Consider the following 20,103-nt stretch of genomic DNA (forward strand, 5'->3'; position numbering starts at 1 on the left):
CCACGGAACGCGGCTTTATGGGTCTTTATGACATTCTTTCGGTAGTTTTGGCGCTCATCGCGGTTCTGGCTATGATTCTGCTCAGCAGAAACGGCTGGCAATTTGTGACGAAGTTTGGGGCAAACCGCTCCCGAATGGGAAGCATCGCCATAGAATCCACACTGACGCTGGACCCCAAACGGCGCCTGAGAGTCATCCGGTGGGAAGGGCAGCAGATTCTTCTTCTTACAGGCGGAGCGAATGACCTCGTTCTCGCCAGCAACTTCCCGTTTCCCGACACAGCATCATCAATGGTCGTGGAGGAACAGGCGCCATGATCGCTGTACGCCGCTTGAGCCATCCACTTCCCGTTGCCTGCATCCTTGCAGGGATCATGCTAATTGCCGCTACCCTTTTCATGGCATGGCCAGTTTCGGCCCATGCTCAGTCCCTCAGTGTGGATCTCGGACAGAATGGGGGTGCCGGCACAACAGGGCGCCTTGTCCAGCTCTCTGCCCTCATCACCGTACTCTCCCTCGCACCAAGCCTCCTTGTCATGGTCACGGCCTTCACAAGGATCATCATTGTTCTGTCATTGCTGCGAGGAGCGATCGGTGCGCAGGGAACCCCACCCAACACGGTGCTGATCGGCCTTGCCCTGTTCCTCACGTTGTTTGTCATGCAGCCGGTGTTCGAACAGTCCTGGACGAACGGCGTGTCTCCCCTCATTGAAGGACATGTCAGCGAAATGGACGGTCTGAAGGCCGCAGCTGAACCGTTCAGGGCCTTCATGCTCACCAATGCACGCCCAGCGGACCTGACGACATTCCTCCACCTCGCAAACGTCAAGCCTCCCTCAACAACAGCCGACACGCCTTGGCGCGTGCTCATGCCAGCCTTCATGATCGGGGAACTGCGGCGCGGTTTCGAAATGGGGTTTCTGCTCTATCTGCCTTTTCTCATCATCGATCTGGTGGTTTCGACTGTACTGATGAGTCTGGGCATGATGATGCTGCCGCCAACCACGATTTCACTGCCATTCAAGCTGATCTTCTTCGTCATGATCGACGGATGGCAACTGACGGCAGGGAGTCTTGTCAGAAGTTTTGGCGGAGGATGAGCCAGCCTGACCGGCTCATCCCTGTTTGCCAGTAGGAGAAAGTTAATCGCGATCCAGTCCGGTCGCATAGCCACTGCCACGCGGATCAATCCATCCGAAGCAATGGTTGCTGTTACCGGGCAGACCCTCCCGACATGAAATCGCATTGGCGCGGCCAGAGGAGGTAGCGGCCTTGATGTTACCATCCAGTGCACCTGCCAGCGCCGAGGCCGCAGCATCGGCAGCATCAGCCTGTCCGGACGCCGTCGCCATCGCCACAAACTGGTTATCCCGATGCGCGATAGCCGCCGGCAGGATCGCGGCAGGACGATGAGCAGCGGAAGCTCCCAGCACAATGCCCGTCGAACCGGCCACACGCCCGGTTCCGAACAGATTGTCCATCGACACCGCGCAGGCAACGGCTTCACCCTTCCTGTCCACAACGGCGAACGAGGTAGAAGCCGGAAGGTTAGGCAAACCGCTGCCACCAGCCGTCTTACCCGCATCCAGCAGAGCCTGAGCCCGGGCTGTCAGTGTGGAGACCGATACTCTTTTGCCGTCCACGACATGACGCCAGCCGGTGATGGCGCGTGCGCCGATATTGCTACCGGCTTCCCCGGCTTCCAGCGCTTTCCATGCGAATGCCATCCCATAACCGCCGTCAGCCGGCGGCGGCAGGAACGAAACACTGATGCCACGCATTGTCACTGTCAAAGGCATCGCTTCGACCGGAACAGCCGCTCTCAGACCATTCATACTCAAACCAGCGCCTGTTTTATCATTCGATGCCACGAGCACCTGCGCCAGAGCACCCGTATAGAGATCTCCCGGACCGGCGGAACCAATGCGTTCAAGGGTGCCTGACAGATAACGCTGCGCAAAGATGTCGCCCGCTTTCAACACTTTGCCATCGGAGCGTCCGAAAATCTGTCGTGCTCCCTCATCAGCCAGCAAAGGCGCCTGCACAGCCGCAAGATCGGCGGCGAGCTGAGAGCCGACTTCGATGCCATTTCTGGCCAGCATGACAGCGGGCTGCGTCGTTTCCGAGAAATCGACGCTGCCGTAGCGCAACTGCATCATGAAAAGACCACGCGCCAGCATGGGCACGGAAGCCGGGCGGTCCGCCTGCACCTTTCCTCCTGCTGCTGCATCGGCCGGGGCATCCCCGGTCGGCATAAACAGGAAAGCACGGCCATCGCCCTGATCTTCAGGACGCCATGCCACACAGGCACCACCCGCACCGAGCGACGCGCGCGAGGGGAGCGTCACAGACAGCGCAAGCCCCAGTGCAGTGGCGGCATCGGCCGCATTACCCCCACGCTGCAACACGGTCATGGCGGCGAGAGCGGCGTGCGGCTCATCGGCGACGATGTTCCCGACATAACCGGACAGCATTCTGGAGCCGCTGCCATATAACGACAGCACCGGATGCTCCTCGCCTGTCGTATCATGCGGGGTGATCCCGAACAGCCACGAACAGCCGGAGAGCGTGCCGCTCATTGCCAGCAGCAACCCGGCTTTCCGGATCATCGCGACATTTCTGGGAATACGAGTGGATACGGGCGCTTCTGCGCGCGAAACAGAACGAGAGCTTGCGGAACGTTCACGCACGCGAAAGACACTCCATTTTCTTGCACTGGCTTTTGCCGGAACTGGCCTCCGCCCGCGCGATTAACGGCTTCAGTTCCATCCGATGATACGGACGGTTCCCGCTTTGGTTAGCTTTCTTCCTTACGGGCGGCAACGGGGGAACGTGGTTTTCCCGCTGTGTCATCCACATATCAAGAAGGCCGCCCGGATCGGCAGACGACATCCGGCCATCATCATTTCGAAAGAAAGTCCGCCGACACACCATGTTCGCGGTTGTAGGCAAGCTGGGTATGATTGAGCTGGAAACCCACTTCGAACCGGTAGTCATTGTTGACCGTCGTCGGCTTGATCGGCAGGTCCACCGTCACGAGCCGCGTATCGACCGCCAGCGTATCCTGACCGACCGGGAAGGTGACATCCTGAGCAAACACATGTTTGCCGACGATCTTGTCATTATGCACGACGACGACGAACCACGGCAGCGTCACCTTGGTTCCGGGCGCGGCCGGTCCACGCCGGACGACAAGATGGAGCCCCAGCCGGGTCCTGAGATCTTTCGGTCCCTGTGACATGCAATCCCCGTTGAGAGACGAGATGCTGGCATGGGTGACAAGATGATCGAAGGACGGGCCCTTTTCAGAATAATTATAATAATCAGCCACTTCGGGAGGAATGTGCATTTCCGGGCAGCTCGGGGCAAAGACCAGACTGTTGTCTTCTCCGCATCCCGCCAGAGTCAGAGGAAGCAACAGCGCGGCGAGGCCGACCGTCGTTTTTCTTTCGGGCCAGACGCGACTCGCTGAACGATTGCGTCCCGCAAGAAGGCGGCAAAAACTCTGGGACACAGACAAAAACCGGGTCATGCGACAATCCAAGCTGACAGGTTGTATGATCCGTCGCGCCAGATCCCGCCTTTCGACAGAAAAAAGCAGCCGCACACGCCGGACCGCGTTACCGAGTATCGGACAGAAACGCTCCGCCGAAAACCTGCCTCTTCTGAAAAAGAGCGGCGAAAAGTGCATTACCAGAGTGGGAGGACGGCGCAATACCATCTCATCTGTGTCATAATGACCCGACAGCATCCTTTCCACGATAACGGCTTGCGCGATCCGTCCGTCTTGCGTAGGGCGAAGGCAAAACGATCCTATGGCCAAGCCGGTTCATGCGCCGGTTGCCCCTATGCCGCCCGCCGAAAGTTTGGGGAACATCATGCCCGACCAGTCCACCCTTTCTTCCAGACCCGCCGAAACCACAAGCGAAACCCGTAAGCTGAAGGTTCTTCTGGCAGGTCCCCGCGGCTTCTGTGCTGGCGTCGACCGCGCCATCCGCGTCGTCGAGGAAGCCATCCGCGCCTATGGCGCTCCTGTCTATGTCCGGCATGAAATCGTGCACAACCGGACAGTCGTCGAGGAACTGGAAGAAAAAGGCGCGATCTTCGTCGAAGAACTCGACGAGGTGCCGCCAGACGGTCACGTCGTTTTCTCCGCTCATGGCGTCCCCAAGACGGTTCCGGCCGAGGCCGCACGGCGCAACCTGCTCTATCTTGATGCGACCTGCCCGCTCGTCTCCAAGGTGCATCGCGAAGCCGAGCGGCATTATGCCGACGGCGGACCGGAAAGCCGCCATATCCTCATGATCGGCCACGCCGGACACCCGGAAGTGATCGGCACGATGGGGCAGCTTCCTGCAGGTGCCGTCACGCTCATCAACGATGCCGCGGAAGCCCGCACCGTTCAGCCGGAAGATCCGACCCGTCTGGCCTTCATCACCCAGACAACCCTTTCGGTGGATGATACGGCCGAGATCGTCGAGATTCTTCGGGATCGCTTCCCGCTGATCGAGGGTCCGAAGCGCGAAGACATCTGCTACGCCACGACCAATCGGCAGGAAGCGGTCAAGGCCATCGCTCCGGAGTGTGATCTGGTGATCGTGATCGGTTCGCCGAACTCATCCAACTCCCAGCGTCTGCGGGAAGTGGCAGAGCGCTCCGGCACCAAGCGCGCGCTGCTGGTGCCAAAGCTCTCGGCCCTCGACTGGTCCGTTCTGGAAGGCGTCAAGTCTCTCGGCATCACGGCTGGCGCGTCGGCCCCCGAGGCGCTGGTGCAGGAAATGGTGACCGAGCTTGCCAAGCGCTATACGCTACAGATCGAAGAGCGCACGGCGAAAGAAGAAAACGTCACCTTCCGCCTCCCTGCGCCGCTCGGCTGACATACAGGCACCCATGGCCGTCTATACTGAAATCGAGGACGAGGAACTCGCCTCGTTCCTCGCCGACTATGATATCGGGCGTCTGGTAGCCTTCCGCGGCATTGCGGAAGGCGTCGAGAACAGCAACTTTCTCCTGCGCACCGAGAAAGCCGGACAGGCATCCGACTTCATTCTCACGCTTTATGAAAAACGTGTGAACCCTGCCGATCTGCCGTGGTTTCTCGGCCTGATGCGTCACCTCGCTACGGAAGGACTGTCCTGCCCCCTTCCCGTGACCGGGAACGATGGCGAGGCTCTGAGAACACTCGCAGGACGTCCGGCCGCCATCACCACCTTTCTTTCCGGTGTCTGGCCGCGCCATGTCCATGCCGAACATTGCGGCCCGCTCGGAAAAGCGCTGGCTCAGTTGCATGTCGCGGGCAGAAGCTACACTCCGCAACGACCGAACAGCCTCGGTCCCACCGCATGGCGACCCTTGCTCGAAGAAGCGGCTGCAACATCTTCCGGTGACAATGACAGTGTGCCGGGGATGATCGGGGAACTCAGCAGCGCGCTGGATCGCATCCTGCCCGCATGGCCCGGCCTCAAGGGAGAGGCGGGCCTGCCTGCCGGCCAGATTCACGCCGATCTGTTTCCCGACAACGTGTTCTTTCTCGATGGCCAGGTTTCCGGTCTGATCGACTTCTACTTCGCCTGCAGCGACCTGCTCGCCTACGACATTGCCATCTGCCTGAATGCCTGGTGCTTCAGTGATGACGGCACATTCAACGTGACGTGCGCCAGGCGGCTGATCGAAGGATATGAGAGCGTGCGAGCGCTGAGTGAAGCCGAACGCGAAGCACTGCCCGTCCTGTGCGCGGGCGCAGCCATGCGCTTTGCCCTGACCCGGCTTTACGACTGGATCAACACGCCACCGGGCGCGATGGTCACGCGCAAGGACCCGATGGCCTATGTCCGTCGCCTTCGCTTCCATCTCGCCGCGCCCAATGCCGGAGCCTATGGTGTCTGAAGAACTCGACCTGACCGACTCATCGCTGGGCGAAGCCCTCGTCGAAGTCTGGACGGATGGCGGTTGCAGGCCGAATCCCGGTCCCGGCGGCTGGGGTGTGCTCCTGCGTTATAAAGGCCGCGAACGCGAGCTTTCGGGTGGAGAGCCAGAAACCACCAACAACCGCATGGAACTCACGGCGGCCGCCGAAGCACTTGAGGCGCTTACCCGGCCATGCAAGGTCGCGCTGCATACCGACAGTGAATATGTACGGAATGGGATCACACGCTGGCACACCGGCTGGGTGCGGCGCAACTGGCGCAATGCTGCCGGAGATCCGGTGAAGAACATGGATTTATGGCGACGGCTTCTCGATGCGACCAAGCAGCATGACGTGTCGTGGCACTGGGTGCGCGGCCATTCAGGCGTGCCGGAAAACGAGCGCGTCGATCAGCTTGCCACCGCAGCGCGTATTGTCATGGAGGAAAAGACCGCCTCCCATTGAGACGGTCTTTTCCTGGCAAATGCGGATCGATTAAGAGAGCAGGAACGGCTCCCACAAAGAAAGCCGTTCCTTCGCTTCCGTCTCCTTAAAAAGCAGGGCTTTCGTAGCCCCGCTTTTTCCAGATCTCACGCTCGCAGTGCTTTTTCAGCCGCTGGTCGTGCTGCCTCTCGCGCGCCAAAAACCTGCCCGAGGCACCGGTCCACTTCCCCCACGGAATATTCCTCTCCGATCATCCGGCATCCGATGAGGCCATATTCCTCCGCCATCTCCGGATTTTCGTGCAACTGGATGATCTGTTCGGCGATCGCTGCCACATCATCCTGAACCAGCCCGGACAGACGCTCCGGCATGATCAGCCCTTCCGCCGCCGTCGGGCTCATGACGCACGGCAAGCCAGCAGCGAAGGTTTCCACCACTTTCGAGGCCACACCGGCACCATACCGCAACGGCGCAACACCCAGACGGACGGTTCCAAAGAGATCGTCCCGCAGGTCGGAAATCGGCCCCAGCACTTCCACCCCACCGCAGGTCGCGTCCGCTTCCATGGCAAGCCTCCGGATCACGGACGCCTGCCCATGTCCGGCCAGAACACACCGCACATGCGGCAGGCGAGCCCAGACGAGCGGCATGACATCGCGCACCAGCACCATCGCGGCATCAAGAGCGGCCGCATTGTCGTAGTTGCCCACAAACGCCACGCCGTTCCGGGTGGATGCGGGAGACTGAACCGGATCGACGGTCATTTCCCACGGAGCCACATGAACATTCAGGCCCGATACCATGCCACGCAGCATTTCTGCTTCCACGGTGGAATGCACGATGATCTGATCGCACATGATCGCCGTCGTGACTTCATAGGTGCGCAACCGTCCGATGGCGCGCTTCAGATCCATCCGGCCTTCCACCGTCGCCTGCCGGTCGATCCGGGCATACTGGAGACTCCGCATGCCATAGATCACCTTCGCTTTGTTCATATGGCGGCGAGCAAGTCCGGCGTATGACGAGGCCACACTCAGACCACGCAGATAAACCACCTCGAAAGTGCCGGCCTGTCGTTTGAGAACGTCTTCCGGTGAGCCATAGATCGGCGCACGGGCAACGGTAATGCCCTCCCGTTCCAGCATGTCCTCAATGTCGGTGCACGGACGGCTATCAACCGTGGTGAAGGTCACGTCGTAACCCAGACGCACCAGCGAGCGCATGTGGGAGAGAAGCGGCAGGGCATCGGGATTATCGCCCGTGCGGGGCATCGTCTCCCCGATGACCAGAGCGCGCCGGATCACCGGCATCTCAGCCGCAGCCGGACCAGCCAGCTTCCTTTCACGATGCAGAAGCGCCGTTTCCTCACGGCGTGCATCAAGATCCGCTTCCTGCTGCCGAATGCGATCCGCCTGATTGAGAATGAAGGTCAGCGCCTGTCGACGGCTGGACGAGTTATCAAGATCCTGCACTGCCCGTTCGATAGCCTTGCACATGGACGCATCGAAGTTTTCCGGCACATGCAGACGCGCGGGCGAACCGTTGAGTGAAAGCTCAGTCCCCGCATGAAACACCTCGATCACATGCGGCTCGCGCCAGTCGAGTGGCGTATCTAGCATCAGCCTGAAACCGGCCCAGCCATTGCCGATGCCTGCAGCGACCAGATCAGCGCGGTAATCCGCCGCGAAAACCGTGCCGGCACGGACACCATCGATCACGATATCGACCTGAGCCTTGTCCCACGGGCGCGCCTCATTCCATGCCCAGCCCCCGATGCAGTCATGGGCAATATGGTCCACCCAGCCGTGGAACCGTGCCGGATCGAGATGCTCCGCCTGCGTGCCATTCTGCGACTCGGATGGGGTTTCAGCCGTAATTCCGGGTGTCAGAAGCGCCTTGTCCACCGTCCGACACACTACGACCTGCCGCGCGGACAGTTCATCAAGCGGTGCCTGATATGTCAGGGTGAAGCCCTGCCGCAGCTCTTCCCGCCCGTCGCTCCCCACGAAATGAGCGTCTTGCGTACTCCCCTTTGCAACGACGTTCCCGTCCAGCACCGCCACAATGTCGAAAGGCTGCGAAGCGGTTTCAACGGAAGAAAACCAGCCTGACACCCCACGGATATCGGCGTGGGCCACATGACCTTCAAGGCGCGGAGCCTCAAGTGACAGGGCGCGTTCATTCAGGCGGTTCCAGATGGTCAGCAGACGCTCGCCCGCCTCGACACGCGGTGCGCAGTTCACTGCGGCTTCGGAGTCGCTATCCGGATAACGTGCATAGAAATCTGCCGCGTTATGGAAAATGCCACGGCCACCTTCCTCAAGATAGCTCTCCGAGGCCGCGCCTTCCGCCAGGAGGATGTCATGGCTTTCAAGCTCGAGATGAAAATAATCGATCTGCTCAGGATCATCCTGCTGAACGATCGTGCGGCCATTGAGCAGCGAACTCGCGGGGATCAGCACGCCATCCAGATACATGGCGTGAAGCGGGGAGACGCGAAGATCACGGCGCGGCACGTTATCGGCCAGAGCATTTGCCCGGATGACAATCGGGAGCAGGCCACGACTGTTCCGCACGAATTCAGGCGCGTAACTCCGGTGTCCGATCCAGCGGATTCTGCGCAATGCCCCCGATGAAGTCCGCACATGGTCACCGATCCGCAAGGTCTCGATCGCTGCCTCACCATTCTCGATGGCGATCAGAGTGCCAAGGCAATAACAGGCAACGTAGGTGAGCGTGGAGCCATTGCTTCCGTCATTCGCAAGCTGGAACTCACTGGCCGTAATGGTCCCTGCAGTATCCGCGAAGCTGAAGGCCTGGGTAACGGCATCGCCGCTGTCGTCATATCCCGAAATCGTGGCGGTATCGCCAGTCACCGTGACTGTTGGAACACCACTCGTATAATTGAAGCTTGTCAGATCCACTTCCGCGCCACTGGCAAGCGTCAGGCCCGTGATCGTGAAATTGGTGCCGTTGAGAACGAGGTCGCCTCCACTTTGCACCGTGACATTGGCAAGCGTCGGGGGCGAGTCAGTCGTGTCAGTCGCACTCAGGACGCCGCCGCTTTCGACTGTCGCGCCGGTCAGGGAGCCATTATCACTGACCTGTATGATGCCGCCGCTGCTGACGGTCGTATTCGTGGCGGAGGCTCCACCTTCAATGATCTGTGTGCCTCCGGACACCACCGTGGTATCGGTCGCCGAGCCGCCCTGCTGAATATCCTGATTGCCGTAATTGGTAATCGTGGTGTGCGATGCGTAACCGCCGTCGGCGACTGTCTGGCCACCATCACCGATGTCATTGGAGCCGCCACCAATCACGGTCGTCGAAATGGCGGAACCGCCCTGATTGACGTTCTGGACACCGCCGGACTCAACCGTCGCACCAACCGCACTGCCATGCGAATAGATAGTCTGCGTGACGGTGCTCGTGAGAATTGCGCCCGAGTCCACCCCGTAAACCATTTCAGTGACGCCGGAATCCAGCATCAGGCTGCTTGCCACAGCACCGCTGGAAACGAGAACCATGCCAGCCTGAACTTCTACATTCTCGACGAGACCACCCGCATAGAGCGTCAGCACGCCGCCTGATGAGACTATTCCTCCGCTGACAATACCCTGGGAACCGACGCCGTCCGTTGTTTCGGCCTGCTTGCCGACATACAGGAAACCGCCACTCATGACGGTCACGGCGGAAATGACACCTCCACTGGAAACGGTAGTTTTGGCGCCATTTTCAATTATCGCCGAAGCCACCGACGTCGTAACGGAGGTCGCGCCCGGTCCGGTAAAATCTTCAGTCGTCATCAGTTCCCCCAATTTTTGGCGAATTCAGGTACGATTCTTCAAAACCTGTCTTGGTCTCATTATTCGGGCGAATGACTAATTTTCCGGATACAAAGCTTTCCGTGCCGTTAATGCGCCAGCAGGGCGGACGTCCGCATAAACAAGAAAGCCGCCACGTTAACCGTGGCGGCTTTCTTTAATCAGGCAAAGCACTGTCAGGAACGGTTTACTGACCCTTCAGTCGCTTCGTGCACTGGCTGTAATACCCACCGCCCTTCTGGATCCAGGTCAGGCCGCCATTGCCGCCTGTCGTCTTGTTCGTGTGGTACTGATCAAGACAGGTTTTCATCCGCGCCTTGCCAGCAGACAGGGATGAGTATTTCGAAGACACCTGACTCGGGAAAACAGCGTTACCGGTATAAGTCGACGCCGTGGTCTTCTTGGTATCGGTCGCCTTGCTGGTCGCCGCCGGAGTCGCCGCCTCTGGAGAGGCCTTGGCAGTCTCGTCGCCACTCTTGTCTTCCGCCTCGGACTCCGCGCCCGCGCACTGAGCGGTCTTGAATTCCTTGTAGCTCTGACCGGCCAGCGTGCCACCTTCCTTGGCGGCCTTGAATTTCGCGTGGCATTCCTTGGCCGTGATGGCAGTTTGCGCCTCGGCTGGCGTCACACACCACGCCACACCCGCGAGCAGGGCGAGCGAGGCAGTTACCGCACGCGCGGAACTATTGAAGCCCATCGGCTTTCCTTTGCATTACTATGTCAAAACCCTGCCATGTCGGCATGACACAGCAGCATATCGACACAGAACCCAAGAAACCGGTGTCATGCAAGCCCGACAGGATATGGCAAGCTCCGCAACGCCCTGAAAAACAGGACTTTTGCGATTACGGACAACAAAAAGCAGAAGGAAGTGGAAGCATCTGAACCTGCTGCGGCCATAAAAAAAGGGCGGATCGCAAGACCCGCCCTTCTCTGAAACAGACCTGAAAGCCTAGGTCAGTTGATGCGTTCGCCATGCAGCGCGACATCCAGGCCTTCCTGCTCCGCTTCCGTGGAAACGCGCAGACCAACCAGCAGATCGACAATCTTCAGCAGGATAAACGTCATGATGCCGCACCAGATGATCGTCACGCCGACCGCTTCAGCCTGAACCAGAAGCTGGTGCAGAGAACCGGAGGTGCCCGCCGGGTTGCTCTCGGTCGCCGAGAGCGGGCCATAGGCGAAGACGCCGGTGAGCAGCGCGCCGACAATGCCGCCAATACCATGCACACCGAAGGCGTCGAGGCTGTCGTCATAACCCATCATATGCTTAAGCGACGTCGCTCCCCAGTAGCAGACGACACCCGTGATCAGACCAATGGCCAGCGCACTGCCCGGCAGAACAAAACCAGCAGCAGGTGTGATGGCGACGAGACCACCGACAGCGCCGGAGATAATGCCCAGAACAGTCGGCTTGCCGGTGCGAAACCACTCGGCCAGCATCCAGGAGACGCCTGCCGCAGCAGCGGCGATCTGCGTGGTGGCCATCGCCATGCCGGCGCGACCGTTCGCGCCCACGGCGGAACCCGCGTTGAAGCCGAACCAGCCGACCCACAGGAGAGCGGCTCCGATGACGGCATAAGTAAGATTGAACGGTGCCAGATCTTCCGTGCCATAGCCCCGACGCTTGCCAAGAACGAGGGCGCAGACAAGACCGGCGATACCGGCGTTGATATGCACGACTGTGCCACCGGCGAAATCAAGCGTTCCCATACCGGCCAGCCAGCCGAGCGGACTCCAGACCCAGTGGGCGACCGGGGCATAAACGATCAGCGACCACAGGATGGTGAACACGCACACGGCGGAAAACTTCATGCGCTCGGCATAGGCACCCGCGATCAGGGCGGGCGTGATGATGGCGAAGGTCATCTGGAACATCATGAAGACGCTCTCAGGAATGGTCATCGTCGCAGCGGCGGGGGTTCCTGCGCCGATGGTGAACGGAATATCAGCGCCCTTGCTGATATGGTCGCCCAACGTCGCGAGAAATGCCTTGGAGAGGCCGCCGATATAAGGCGTACCGTTGGTGAAGGCGAGCGAATAGCCAGCCACCATCCAGACAATCGTGATGATGCAGCAGATGCTGAAGCTCTGCATGAGCGTCGACAGAACGTTCTTTTTCCGGACCATGCCAGCATAGAACAGGCCGAGACCGGGAATCGTCATCAGCAGCACGAGCGCCGTGCTGACCAGCATCCACGCGGTATCACCCGTGTCGATGGTGGGTGCCGGAGCGGCCGCCGCGTCCTGGGCAAAAGCCGGGACGGATGAGAAGAGCGCCGCAGCACCTGCCGACACAGTGGCAAGAGCCCCCGAAACGCGAAACACGGACTTTTCCGTCGCTTCACTGTTTCGCTGCGGGGACTGCCCCGCGAACGAGGAAAACTGAATATTCATAAACGCTCGCTGCCCCCTGCCTCATTCGCGTTTTGTTTCACAAGCCGGCTCGCACACGCACAAGGTTCATCGCCATAATACTGCGATAAAACAGGCCGTTACGATCACGAAACACCGCAGAATGCACGTCTTCCACCCAGAAGACATGTATCTTACTTATACGTAGCCTATTCGAAACGAACTACTCAAGCCCATGAGACGCAAAGAAGATCATGGGATGAGCGAAAAAACCGTCAATCGCCGGAGACGCGGGTCCTCGTCCGCATGGTCACGAACTCTTCGCCCGACGTCGGATGAATACCGATCGTGCGATCAAAGTCCGCCTTGTGCAGTCCGGCGGTGACGGCAATGGCCAGTCCCTGCATCAGTTCGGGCGCATCTTCACCAATCATGTGCACGCCAATGACCTTCTGCGTGGCCTGATCCACCACAAGTTTCATCACGGTACGCCGTTCGCGTCCGCTCAGCGTGTGTCGCATCGGACGGAATTTCGAGACATAGATATCCACCGTCCCCTGTTCCGCAGCTTCCGCTTCGGTCAGACCCACGCTGGCCAGCGGCGGCGTGAAGAACACGGCTTTCGGGGTCGTCTCGAATGACCATGCACGCGCCCGGTCGGCGAACAGGCGATCTGCAAGGATATGTCCCTCCGCGATGGCGACCGGCGTGAGATTGAGGTGATTCGTCACGTCGCCAATGGCGAACACGCCGGGTTCCGCCGTCTCGAAGTGCCGATCCACCTCGATACGGCCTTCTTCCGTGCGGCGCACGCGCGTGTTTTCCAGCCCAAGCCTGCCGCTTTTCGGGTGACGCCCCGTGGCCATGAGAACACAATCGACCGTCACTTCGGTGCCGTTATCCAGCGTGACGACCAGATCGCTTCCCTCACGACGGATTCGCGTCGGGCTAGCCTTTTCATGCTGCGTCACGCCCCGCTGGCCGATGGCTTCATGCAGAGCGACTCGCAGATCCTCATCGAAGCCACGCAGCGGAAGCGGCTGCCGGTAGACCAGTTCGACACTCGCTCCGAGGCCCGCGAAGATTCCGGCGAACTCGACGCCGATATAGCCGCTGCCGATGACGCAGACGCGACGTGGCATCTCCGGCAACCCGAACACCTCATCCGACGTGATGGCCAGATCGGCGCCCACAATGTCGAGCTTCGTCGGCGTCGAACCTGTCGCGATGACGATATGTCGGGCCGTAATCCGTTCGGGTTCCGCGTTCGGGGCCAGTTCCGTCGGCGTGGTGACAACGGTGTGCGCGTCCTCGAAGCGGGCGAATCCCGTCAGAAGGCGGACGCCCGACTTTTCCAGCATCGAGACGTAAATGCCGTTGAGGCGAGAAATTTCCTTGTCCTTGGCCGCGATCAGCCGATCCCAGTGAAATGCGCCTGCCTGTGTGTCCCAGCCGAAGCCGTGACTGTCCTCGACGTAATCACCGTATTCGCTGGCCTGCACCATCAGCTTCTTCGGCACGCAACCAAGATTGACGCAGGTGCCACCCCAGTGACGCCCTTCGACCACAGCCACTTTCGCCCCGTGGCCAGCAGCGATTCGTGCGCAGCGAACACCGCCCGAACCTGCGCCGATGACCAGCAGGTCAACGTCGTAAGATGTGTCTTGAGGCATGCTGCGCTCCGCTTATTCGTGACTGTTGGCAGGGATCGGGACGAAAAACCCCGCCACACCCGTGTGTCGGGGAGGAAAGTGCCTTGTGCGGACGGTGGAGACAACTCTCCGACAGGAATTAAGAAGTTGCTTCACAAACGCTCCGCCGTCTGAGAATACCCCTGCGCGGGTTACCCCGGCATGTATCCCTGAGCATTGAAGTCGAGCGGCCATGCGGGCTTTGACCATCTGGGCGCAGGAAACGCGCGTCGGATCATCAGCAGTCAACAGGTTCTGCAAAGCTGGGATATCACGTCACCCACAGGAGGCGTGATACTTCCCGGCGGCCGGTAAAAAGCCGGGGCTCTGTCCCGCCCGCATGAAGCGACGGGACAGACCATCGGCAATCAGCGCTCGGCGAAGGCTTTCTCGACGACATAAGCGCCGGGCCGTGAGTTGTTGCCCTCGTCGAAGCCGAGGCTCTCCAGCAGTTTCTCCGTATCGGCCAGCATCTCCGGCGAACCGCAGATCATCACCCGATCCACGGCCGGATCGAAGGCCGGAAGGTTCAGGTCGCTGAAGATCTTGCCGGTCTCGATCAGCGTCGTGATGCGGTCGGTGACTGCGAAATCCTCGCGCGTCACGGCCGGATAGTAGTGCAGTTTGGATGCGATGAGTTCCCCTAGGAACTCATGTTCCGGAAGCTCGTGGCGGATGTGGTTGAAATACGCCAGTTCGCCCGAGATGCGGACAGTGTGCGTCAGCACGACGTTCTCGTAACGCTCGTAGCACTCCGGATCCTTGATCAGGCTCATGAACGGCGCGAGGCCGGTGCCCGTGGACAGGAAATAGAGATTCCGGCCCGGACGCAGATTGTCGAGCAGCAGCGTGCCCACCGGCTTGCGGCCGATCAGGACCGTGTCGCCGACCTTCACATGACGCAGGCGGGAGGTCAGCGGACCATCCGGCACGGCGATGGAGAGAAACTCCATGTGATCTTCGTAGTTAGGCGAAGCGATGGAATAGGCGCGCAGCAGCGGCTTGCCGTCCACTTCCGTGCCGATCATCGTGAACTGGCCGTTCTCGAAGCGGAGTGCCGGGTCGCGGGTGGTGGTGAAGCTGAACAGGCGGTCGGTCCAGTGGTGAACCGTCAGCACCTTCGCAGGGTAGAGATGACCGTATTCTTTCCCCGGAGGCGCAAGGTGCCACACACCCTCCTGACCCTCGACCGGCAGCAGGCCGGAGGGAGCCTCTTCAGGGGAAACGCGTGGCAAGATGTCGGACATGAGCCGGATATCTCCGTATCAGAGGCGGTGTGCAGAGGACGGAGTCTGTCGCGCGCTCGCAAAAAGACCGTACCTGCGGCAGCGCCGGGTTAGGGACGAATTTCGGGAGCGGGTTTAGGAGGAAGCGGCGGCGGGCACCAGAAATAATTTACAAACCCTGCCCTGAGGATGACGGGGTTCTTCCGGGGAAGGATGAGTTTCCCTTCCTCCGGAAAAGCGTGACCGTCCAAAAAGCATGACAGGCAGGGCAGACTGTCTTCAGCGCATGATGCCCGTATGCCCGACCGAATAACGGCCCGGCTGCGGCCAGACGGCCAGCCCGTGAGGCTCGGCGCCGACGGGAATGATCTGCATCGTGCCGCTGGTCGTGTCGATGGCATACACCACGTCATCGAAGCGACCCGACAGCCACAGAAGCTTACCGTCCTGGCTGACATTCCCCATGTCGGGGCTGCCACCGCCGGGAACCGGCCAGGTCTTCACCACCTGATTCGTCGCGAAATCAATGACGGACACGCTGCCGTCCTTGCTGTGACGCGGCCCGTGCACCTTGTGAGACCCGCGATTCGCCACATACATGACCTTCGCGTCCCGGCTCGGATAAAGCCCGTGGGTTCCGACACCGGTCGGAATAAATCCTGTCTCTTTGAACGTGTCACCGTCGACGACGAACACGCCATCGGCGTGCATGTCCGCCACATAAAAGGTTTTGCCGTTCGGGGCCGTCAGGATGTCCTGCGGCATGCCACCCTTGGAAAGCTTCAGATAACCAAGCAACTGGCGGTTGACCGTATCCACCTTGGCCAGCATGCCGCCGAATTCACAGGTGAAGATCGCGTAGCGGCCGTCGATGGAGAAACCGGCGTGGTTGATGCCACGGCACTGCGGCGCCTCGACGGAACCCTGCATCTGCATCGTGTGCGGATCACGGAAATCCAGACGGCGACGGGCCTCTGCCACGACGATCGCCGATTTGCCGTCGGGTGTGAAATACATGTTGTAGGGATCGTCCACGGCAACGGCCGGTCCCGGCTTGCCGGTCCGTGCATCGATCGGCGTCAGGCTGCCATCGGTCGTGCCTTCGGCATTGTTCGTCGCCCAGAGCGTGCGCAGATCCCATGAGGGCACGACGTGCTGCGGGCTCTTGCCGACCGGAAAATGGTCAACGACCGTCATTGTGGCCGGGTCGATGACATACACATCGTTCGACCGGAGATTCGGCACATAGATACGTGCCGGGTCCTTCGCCACTTCCGGGTTGAGATTACCGGCCCGCGCTTCGGAATAGATATTGGCGGGGTTCACCACCGGCGGCATTCCGGGAATGGTCTGCACCGTGCCCACCGGAGAAGCCGTTGCCGGTGCAACCGTCGCAGGCGGAGCAGAATCGGTCTGCGCCTCCGCCGGAGTGAGGCCAATGGCGCCGAGCAGTGCAACAACCACCGCGCCTGTCAGAAATCGATTTTTCGTCATGATGCGTCCGTAAACCTCCGCAGGGCGTCGGACATACCACACGGCACCGGACCGGCAAGCGATCTGTGTCAATTCAGACTTCTTCGTGTACTGTTTTTACTCAGAAAATCGCTCAGCCATTTCCGACAGTGGCCAGCGTGGCCGGGGGCGCATGCGCCGGTCATCCGGCATCAGCAAGCCGCGCCGTGCCGCTTCCCGGCACACTTCAAGCGCCGCCCACCCCACCATCACGGCGTTGTCGGTGCACAGTCGCAATGGCGGGGCAATGAACGGCACGCCGTGATCCGTCGCAATCCGCGTCAGGCAGGCCCGCAGCACCCCATTGGCCGCCACGCCGCCCGCCGCGACCAGGGCTGTGGGCGGTTCCATCATCGCGAAGGCATGGCGCACCCGGTCCTCGATCACATCCGCAACCGCCTGCTGAAAGCTGGCCGCCAGATCGGCAGCCAGAGCACGGGGCAGCGCCGTATTGCCATAAGGCTCAAGCTGCCGTGCCAGCGCGGTTTTCAGGCCAGAGAACGAAAAATCGCACCCGACCCTTCCTTTTAGCGGACGGGGAAAAGCAAACGCCTTCGGATCGCCTTCCCGCGCCAGTGCTTCGAGCTGCGGGCCGCCCGGCCAGCCCAGCCCGAGCATCTTGGCGACCTTGTCGAACGCCTCACCCGCGGCATCGTCGATCGTGCCGCCCAGACGACGATATTGCCCGATCCCTTCGACAGCCAGACACTGGCAGTGCCCACCGGAGACCAGAAGCAGCAGGAAAGGGAATACCAGCCCCTCTTTCGCAACGCCGGGCAGCCTTGCGGAAAGAGCATGGGCCTCAATGTGATTGACCGCGATGAAAGGTTTACCCAGTGCAATCGCCAGTCCCTTGCCGAAGTTCGCACCGACGATCAACCCCCCGATGAGACCGGGTCCGGTGCTTGCCGCAACGGCCCTCAGATCGCTGGGTATCAAGCCTGCTGCTTCCACGGTTTTCCGCGCCAGATCAGGCAAAAGTGCCAGGTGCGCGCGGGCTGCGATCTCCGGCACAACCCCTCCGAATGCGGCGTGCGCCTCCTGCGATATCACCTTCTCCGCGAGCACTGTCCCCTGCGGAGAGAGGATGGCACACGCCGTCTCATCGCATGACGACTCAATGGCAAGCAGCGGCCCCGTGGGGTATAGAACCCCCTTTGAGGCAGCGTTTCTGTCGGTCCTGTCTGGCGTCACGTCACCTTTCCTTCATCCGGTGCTGGTAATAAACACGCCCAATGGTCCCCGCACAGCCATCACAAACCTCCCCCTCTCCCGCACTCCAGAAGGTCGCGGCCGAGGCAGCCGCGCGCCGGAAGACAGCGACGCCGCAACACCGGCGCCAGCTTCCGCTGCGCGTCGGCTCGCGTGGCTCGCCGCTCGCGCTGTGGCAGACCCGCGCCTTTCTCACACGCCTGACGCGATTCTGTCCCGTGTTGCGGGACATGAACGCCTTTCAGGAGCACCTGATCAACACGACGGGTGATCAGGTGCAGAACCGCGCACTGGCCGAAATCGGCGGCAAAGGGCTCTTCGCCAAGGAAATCCACGAAGCGCTGGTGGACGGACGTATCGATTTCGCGGTCCACAGCCTGAAAGACCTTGAGACGACCCTGCCGCCCGGCCTTGTGCTCGCCTGCACCATGCGCCGCGAGGACGCACGCGATGCGCTGATCCTCGGTCCGGGTCTGAAACCGAGCGGCGATCCGAACAATCCCTATTCCGCGCTGCCTGAAGGTGCGCTGGTCGGCTGTGCGTCTGTCCGCAGACAGGCTCAGATGCTGCATGTGCGTCCCGACCTCCGATTCGGACTGCTGCGTGGCAACGTGCAGACGCGACTCGACAAACTTGCCGCCCGCCAGTGCGACGCAACACTCCTCGCCCTTGCCGGTCTCCGCCGCCTCGGCATGGAAGACCGTGCGTCCGTGGTGCTGGAACCCGCGATCATGGTGCCATCGGCCGGACAGGGAATCGTCGGTGTCACCGTTCGTGAGAGCGATGTGGAACTGCGCGAACTGCTCTCGGCGATTGAGGATTACGAAGCCCGCGCCGTCTCGACGGCCGAACGCGCCCTTCTGGCTGAACTCGACGGCTCCTGCCGCACGCCGATCGGTGGCTATGCCCGCCTGCTGACGCCGGGTGCGGGCCCTCGAAGCGCGCTGCATCTCACGGGGCTGGTCGCCTCGGAGGACGGCACCTTCCTGCTCCGCCGGGAAATTGTCGGTCCCGCAGCCGATGCCGAACGCATGGGTCTCGAACTTGGACGCAATCTGCGGGCTGACAGTCCTGCGTCCATCTTCACCGATTGACCCTGAGGCCATGAGCAGGGACACGCCCCCCCGTCGCGGCGGCGTCCTTGTCGTGCGCCCCGAACCCGCCCTGACGGAAACCCGTGAGACACTCGAACGACAAGGGTGGCTGACATGGGGGATGGAATCCCTCATCGTCTCCCCCCACACCCTACCACTCCAGACAGGCATCGCGGGCGTGCTGATCACCAGCAGTCAGGCTCTTCCGGCGCTGGCCGGATCGGTATCGCGCGACGTTCCCATTTACGCGGTGGGCGATGCGACTGCCGCACGTATCAGTGCCCTCGACTTTCCCTCCGTGATCAGCGCCAGCGGCAACGCCGCGCAACTGGCGGACCTCATCAAAATGCAATGTTCGCCAGCGGGCGGTCCGCTGCTGCTGCTGTCGGGACAGAAACAGGGGCTGGATCTCGCCAGCAGCCTCCGTGTGTCCGGTTTCCAGATCCGTCGGCGCGTTGCCTACAGCACAATGCCCGCACACTCACTGCCGCCGGACACGCTGCGCGCTCTGCATGAAAAACTGATCGGTACCGTCATGGTTTTTTCCACGGCAAGTGCCCGAGCCTTCTGTTCAGCCTTCATCCAGTCAGGGGGTTCATTTCAGGGCCTGCGTGGCATCACTATTTCTGAAAATTCATCGAAAGAACTACGCAAAAATGGTTTCGGGCAGACCGCGACGGCAGCCACGCCGGACATGCGGGCGATGATTGACCTGCTTGAGCATTATGGCAAATCACCTTCTCAGCCCTGAATATTTTCTGACTGACTTTGGGCTTCCATCCATATCGGACACATGCTGACCCTGCTTATGTCCTCCGCACGCCGCACGTTTCAGGAGCAG

At 60.8% G+C, this 20,103-nt stretch carries 16 protein-coding genes; 7 read left to right on the top strand and 9 right to left on the bottom strand.

Annotation, left to right across the window (positions count from 1 at the left end):
* Positions 1-17 precede the first annotated feature (17 nt).
* Both GOB81_RS11365 and fliP read left to right on the top strand, forming a co-directional pair.
* Positions 18-317, top strand: coding sequence for a hypothetical protein (locus tag GOB81_RS11365; RefSeq protein WP_242010216.1), 300 nt, complete (start codon positions 18-20; stop codon positions 315-317).
* Between the two features lie 56 nt (positions 318-373).
* Positions 374-1,099, top strand: coding sequence for a flagellar type III secretion system pore protein FliP (gene fliP / locus GOB81_RS11370; protein ID WP_173570629.1), 726 nt, complete (start codon positions 374-376; stop codon positions 1,097-1,099).
* A 42-nt stretch (positions 1,100-1,141) separates the two neighbouring features.
* Here fliP and GOB81_RS11375 read toward each other — a convergent pair whose 3' ends face one another.
* Positions 1,142-2,689 (bottom strand): gamma-glutamyltransferase, encoded by a 1,548-nt coding sequence (locus tag GOB81_RS11375; RefSeq protein WP_173570544.1) that lies wholly within the window; start codon positions 2,687-2,689, stop codon positions 1,142-1,144.
* Between the two features lie 212 nt (positions 2,690-2,901).
* Positions 2,902-3,531 carry a hypothetical protein gene (locus GOB81_RS11380; RefSeq protein WP_242010217.1) on the bottom strand — a complete coding sequence of 210 codons (630 nt, stop codon included), beginning with the start codon at positions 3,529-3,531 and terminating at the stop codon, positions 2,902-2,904.
* Positions 3,532-3,877: 346 nt separating this feature from the next.
* Between GOB81_RS11380 and ispH the strand changes: the two genes are divergently transcribed.
* From ispH to rnhA, 3 genes are read left to right on the top strand one after another with little or no spacing between them, the layout of a single operon-like run.
* Complete coding sequence (ispH, locus tag GOB81_RS11385; RefSeq protein WP_173570630.1) at positions 3,878-4,876, top strand: 4-hydroxy-3-methylbut-2-enyl diphosphate reductase; 999 nt, start codon at positions 3,878-3,880, stop codon at positions 4,874-4,876.
* 13 nt (positions 4,877-4,889) lie between these two features.
* Positions 4,890-5,885, top strand: a complete 996-nt coding sequence (locus GOB81_RS11390; RefSeq protein WP_173570545.1) for a homoserine kinase — start codon at positions 4,890-4,892, stop codon at positions 5,883-5,885.
* Positions 5,875-6,369 carry a ribonuclease HI gene (gene rnhA / locus GOB81_RS11395; RefSeq protein WP_173570546.1) on the top strand — a complete coding sequence of 165 codons (495 nt, stop codon included), beginning with the start codon at positions 5,875-5,877 and terminating at the stop codon, positions 6,367-6,369. Before GOB81_RS11390 ends, rnhA begins: the two co-directional genes overlap by 11 nt.
* Positions 6,370-6,494: 125 nt before the next feature.
* On the opposite strand, the gene GOB81_RS11400 is transcribed toward rnhA, so the two are convergent.
* The 7 genes from GOB81_RS11400 to tsaD all read right to left on the bottom strand — a co-directional run bounded on the left by GOB81_RS11400 (position 6,495) and on the right by tsaD (position 18,150).
* Positions 6,495-10,154 (bottom strand): Hint domain-containing protein, encoded by a 3,660-nt coding sequence (locus GOB81_RS11400; RefSeq protein WP_173570547.1) that lies wholly within the window; start codon positions 10,152-10,154, stop codon positions 6,495-6,497.
* Positions 10,155-10,359: 205 nt separating this feature from the next.
* On the bottom strand, positions 10,360-10,869 hold the full coding sequence (locus GOB81_RS11405) for a hypothetical protein (protein WP_173570548.1): 510 nt from the start codon (positions 10,867-10,869) through the stop codon (positions 10,360-10,362).
* A 260-nt stretch (positions 10,870-11,129) separates the two neighbouring features.
* Positions 11,130-12,569, bottom strand: coding sequence for an ammonium transporter (locus GOB81_RS11410; RefSeq protein ID WP_173570549.1), 1,440 nt, complete (start codon positions 12,567-12,569; stop codon positions 11,130-11,132).
* 233 nt (positions 12,570-12,802) lie between these two features.
* Complete coding sequence (gene gorA, locus GOB81_RS11415; protein ID WP_173570550.1) at positions 12,803-14,200, bottom strand: glutathione-disulfide reductase; 1,398 nt, start codon at positions 14,198-14,200, stop codon at positions 12,803-12,805.
* Positions 14,201-14,586: 386 nt separating this feature from the next.
* Positions 14,587-15,465, bottom strand: a complete 879-nt coding sequence (locus GOB81_RS11420; protein ID WP_173570552.1) for a ferredoxin--NADP reductase — start codon at positions 15,463-15,465, stop codon at positions 14,587-14,589.
* 258 nt (positions 15,466-15,723) lie between these two features.
* The gene (locus tag GOB81_RS11425) at positions 15,724-16,938 is read right to left on the bottom strand and encodes a YncE family protein (RefSeq protein ID WP_173570553.1); all 1,215 of its coding nucleotides are present in this window, start codon (positions 16,936-16,938) and stop codon (positions 15,724-15,726) included.
* A 96-nt stretch (positions 16,939-17,034) separates the two neighbouring features.
* Entirely contained in the window at positions 17,035-18,150 is a 1,116-nt protein-coding gene (tsaD, locus tag GOB81_RS11430; RefSeq protein ID WP_173570554.1) for a tRNA (adenosine(37)-N6)-threonylcarbamoyltransferase complex transferase subunit TsaD, read from the bottom strand.
* A gap of 41 nt (positions 18,151-18,191) precedes the next feature.
* Between tsaD and hemC the strand changes: the two genes are divergently transcribed.
* Both hemC and GOB81_RS11440 read left to right on the top strand, forming a co-directional pair.
* Entirely contained in the window at positions 18,192-19,262 is a 1,071-nt protein-coding gene (gene hemC / locus GOB81_RS11435) for a hydroxymethylbilane synthase (protein WP_173570556.1), read from the top strand.
* A 10-nt stretch (positions 19,263-19,272) separates the two neighbouring features.
* Positions 19,273-20,013 (top strand): uroporphyrinogen-III synthase, encoded by a 741-nt coding sequence (locus GOB81_RS11440; RefSeq protein WP_173570558.1) that lies wholly within the window; start codon positions 19,273-19,275, stop codon positions 20,011-20,013.
* Positions 20,014-20,103: the final 90 nt, after the last annotated feature.

Origin of the sequence: Acetobacter conturbans, assembly GCF_011516755.1 — a bacterium.
Classification (GTDB): Bacteria; Pseudomonadota; Alphaproteobacteria; order Acetobacterales; family Acetobacteraceae; genus Acetobacter; species Acetobacter conturbans.

Bases quoted from the DNA above. Each gene is read 5' to 3' on its own strand.
- GOB81_RS11365 (WP_242010216.1), top strand. From the start codon at position 18: ATGGGTCTTTATGACATTCTTTCGGTAGTTTTGGCGCTCATCGCGGTT.
- fliP (WP_173570629.1), top strand. From the start codon at position 374: ATGCTAATTGCCGCTACCCTTTTCATGGCATGGCCAGTTTCGGCCCAT.
- GOB81_RS11380 (WP_242010217.1), bottom strand. From the start codon at position 3,531: ATGACCCGGTTTTTGTCTGTGTCCCAGAGTTTTTGCCGCCTTCTTGCG.
- ispH (WP_173570630.1), top strand. From the start codon at position 3,878: ATGCCCGACCAGTCCACCCTTTCTTCCAGACCCGCCGAAACCACAAGC.
- GOB81_RS11390 (WP_173570545.1), top strand. From the start codon at position 4,890: ATGGCCGTCTATACTGAAATCGAGGACGAGGAACTCGCCTCGTTCCTC.
- rnhA (WP_173570546.1), top strand. From the start codon at position 5,875: ATGGTGTCTGAAGAACTCGACCTGACCGACTCATCGCTGGGCGAAGCC.
- GOB81_RS11400 (WP_173570547.1), bottom strand. From the start codon at position 10,154: ATGACGACTGAAGATTTTACCGGACCGGGCGCGACCTCCGTTACGACG.
- GOB81_RS11405 (WP_173570548.1), bottom strand. From the start codon at position 10,869: ATGGGCTTCAATAGTTCCGCGCGTGCGGTAACTGCCTCGCTCGCCCTG.
- GOB81_RS11410 (WP_173570549.1), bottom strand. From the start codon at position 12,569: ATGAATATTCAGTTTTCCTCGTTCGCGGGGCAGTCCCCGCAGCGAAAC.
- gorA (WP_173570550.1), bottom strand. From the start codon at position 14,200: ATGCCTCAAGACACATCTTACGACGTTGACCTGCTGGTCATCGGCGCA.
- GOB81_RS11420 (WP_173570552.1), bottom strand. From the start codon at position 15,465: ATGTCCGACATCTTGCCACGCGTTTCCCCTGAAGAGGCTCCCTCCGGC.
- GOB81_RS11425 (WP_173570553.1), bottom strand. From the start codon at position 16,938: ATGACGAAAAATCGATTTCTGACAGGCGCGGTGGTTGTTGCACTGCTC.
- hemC (WP_173570556.1), top strand. From the start codon at position 18,192: ATGGTCCCCGCACAGCCATCACAAACCTCCCCCTCTCCCGCACTCCAG.
- GOB81_RS11440 (WP_173570558.1), top strand. From the start codon at position 19,273: ATGAGCAGGGACACGCCCCCCCGTCGCGGCGGCGTCCTTGTCGTGCGC.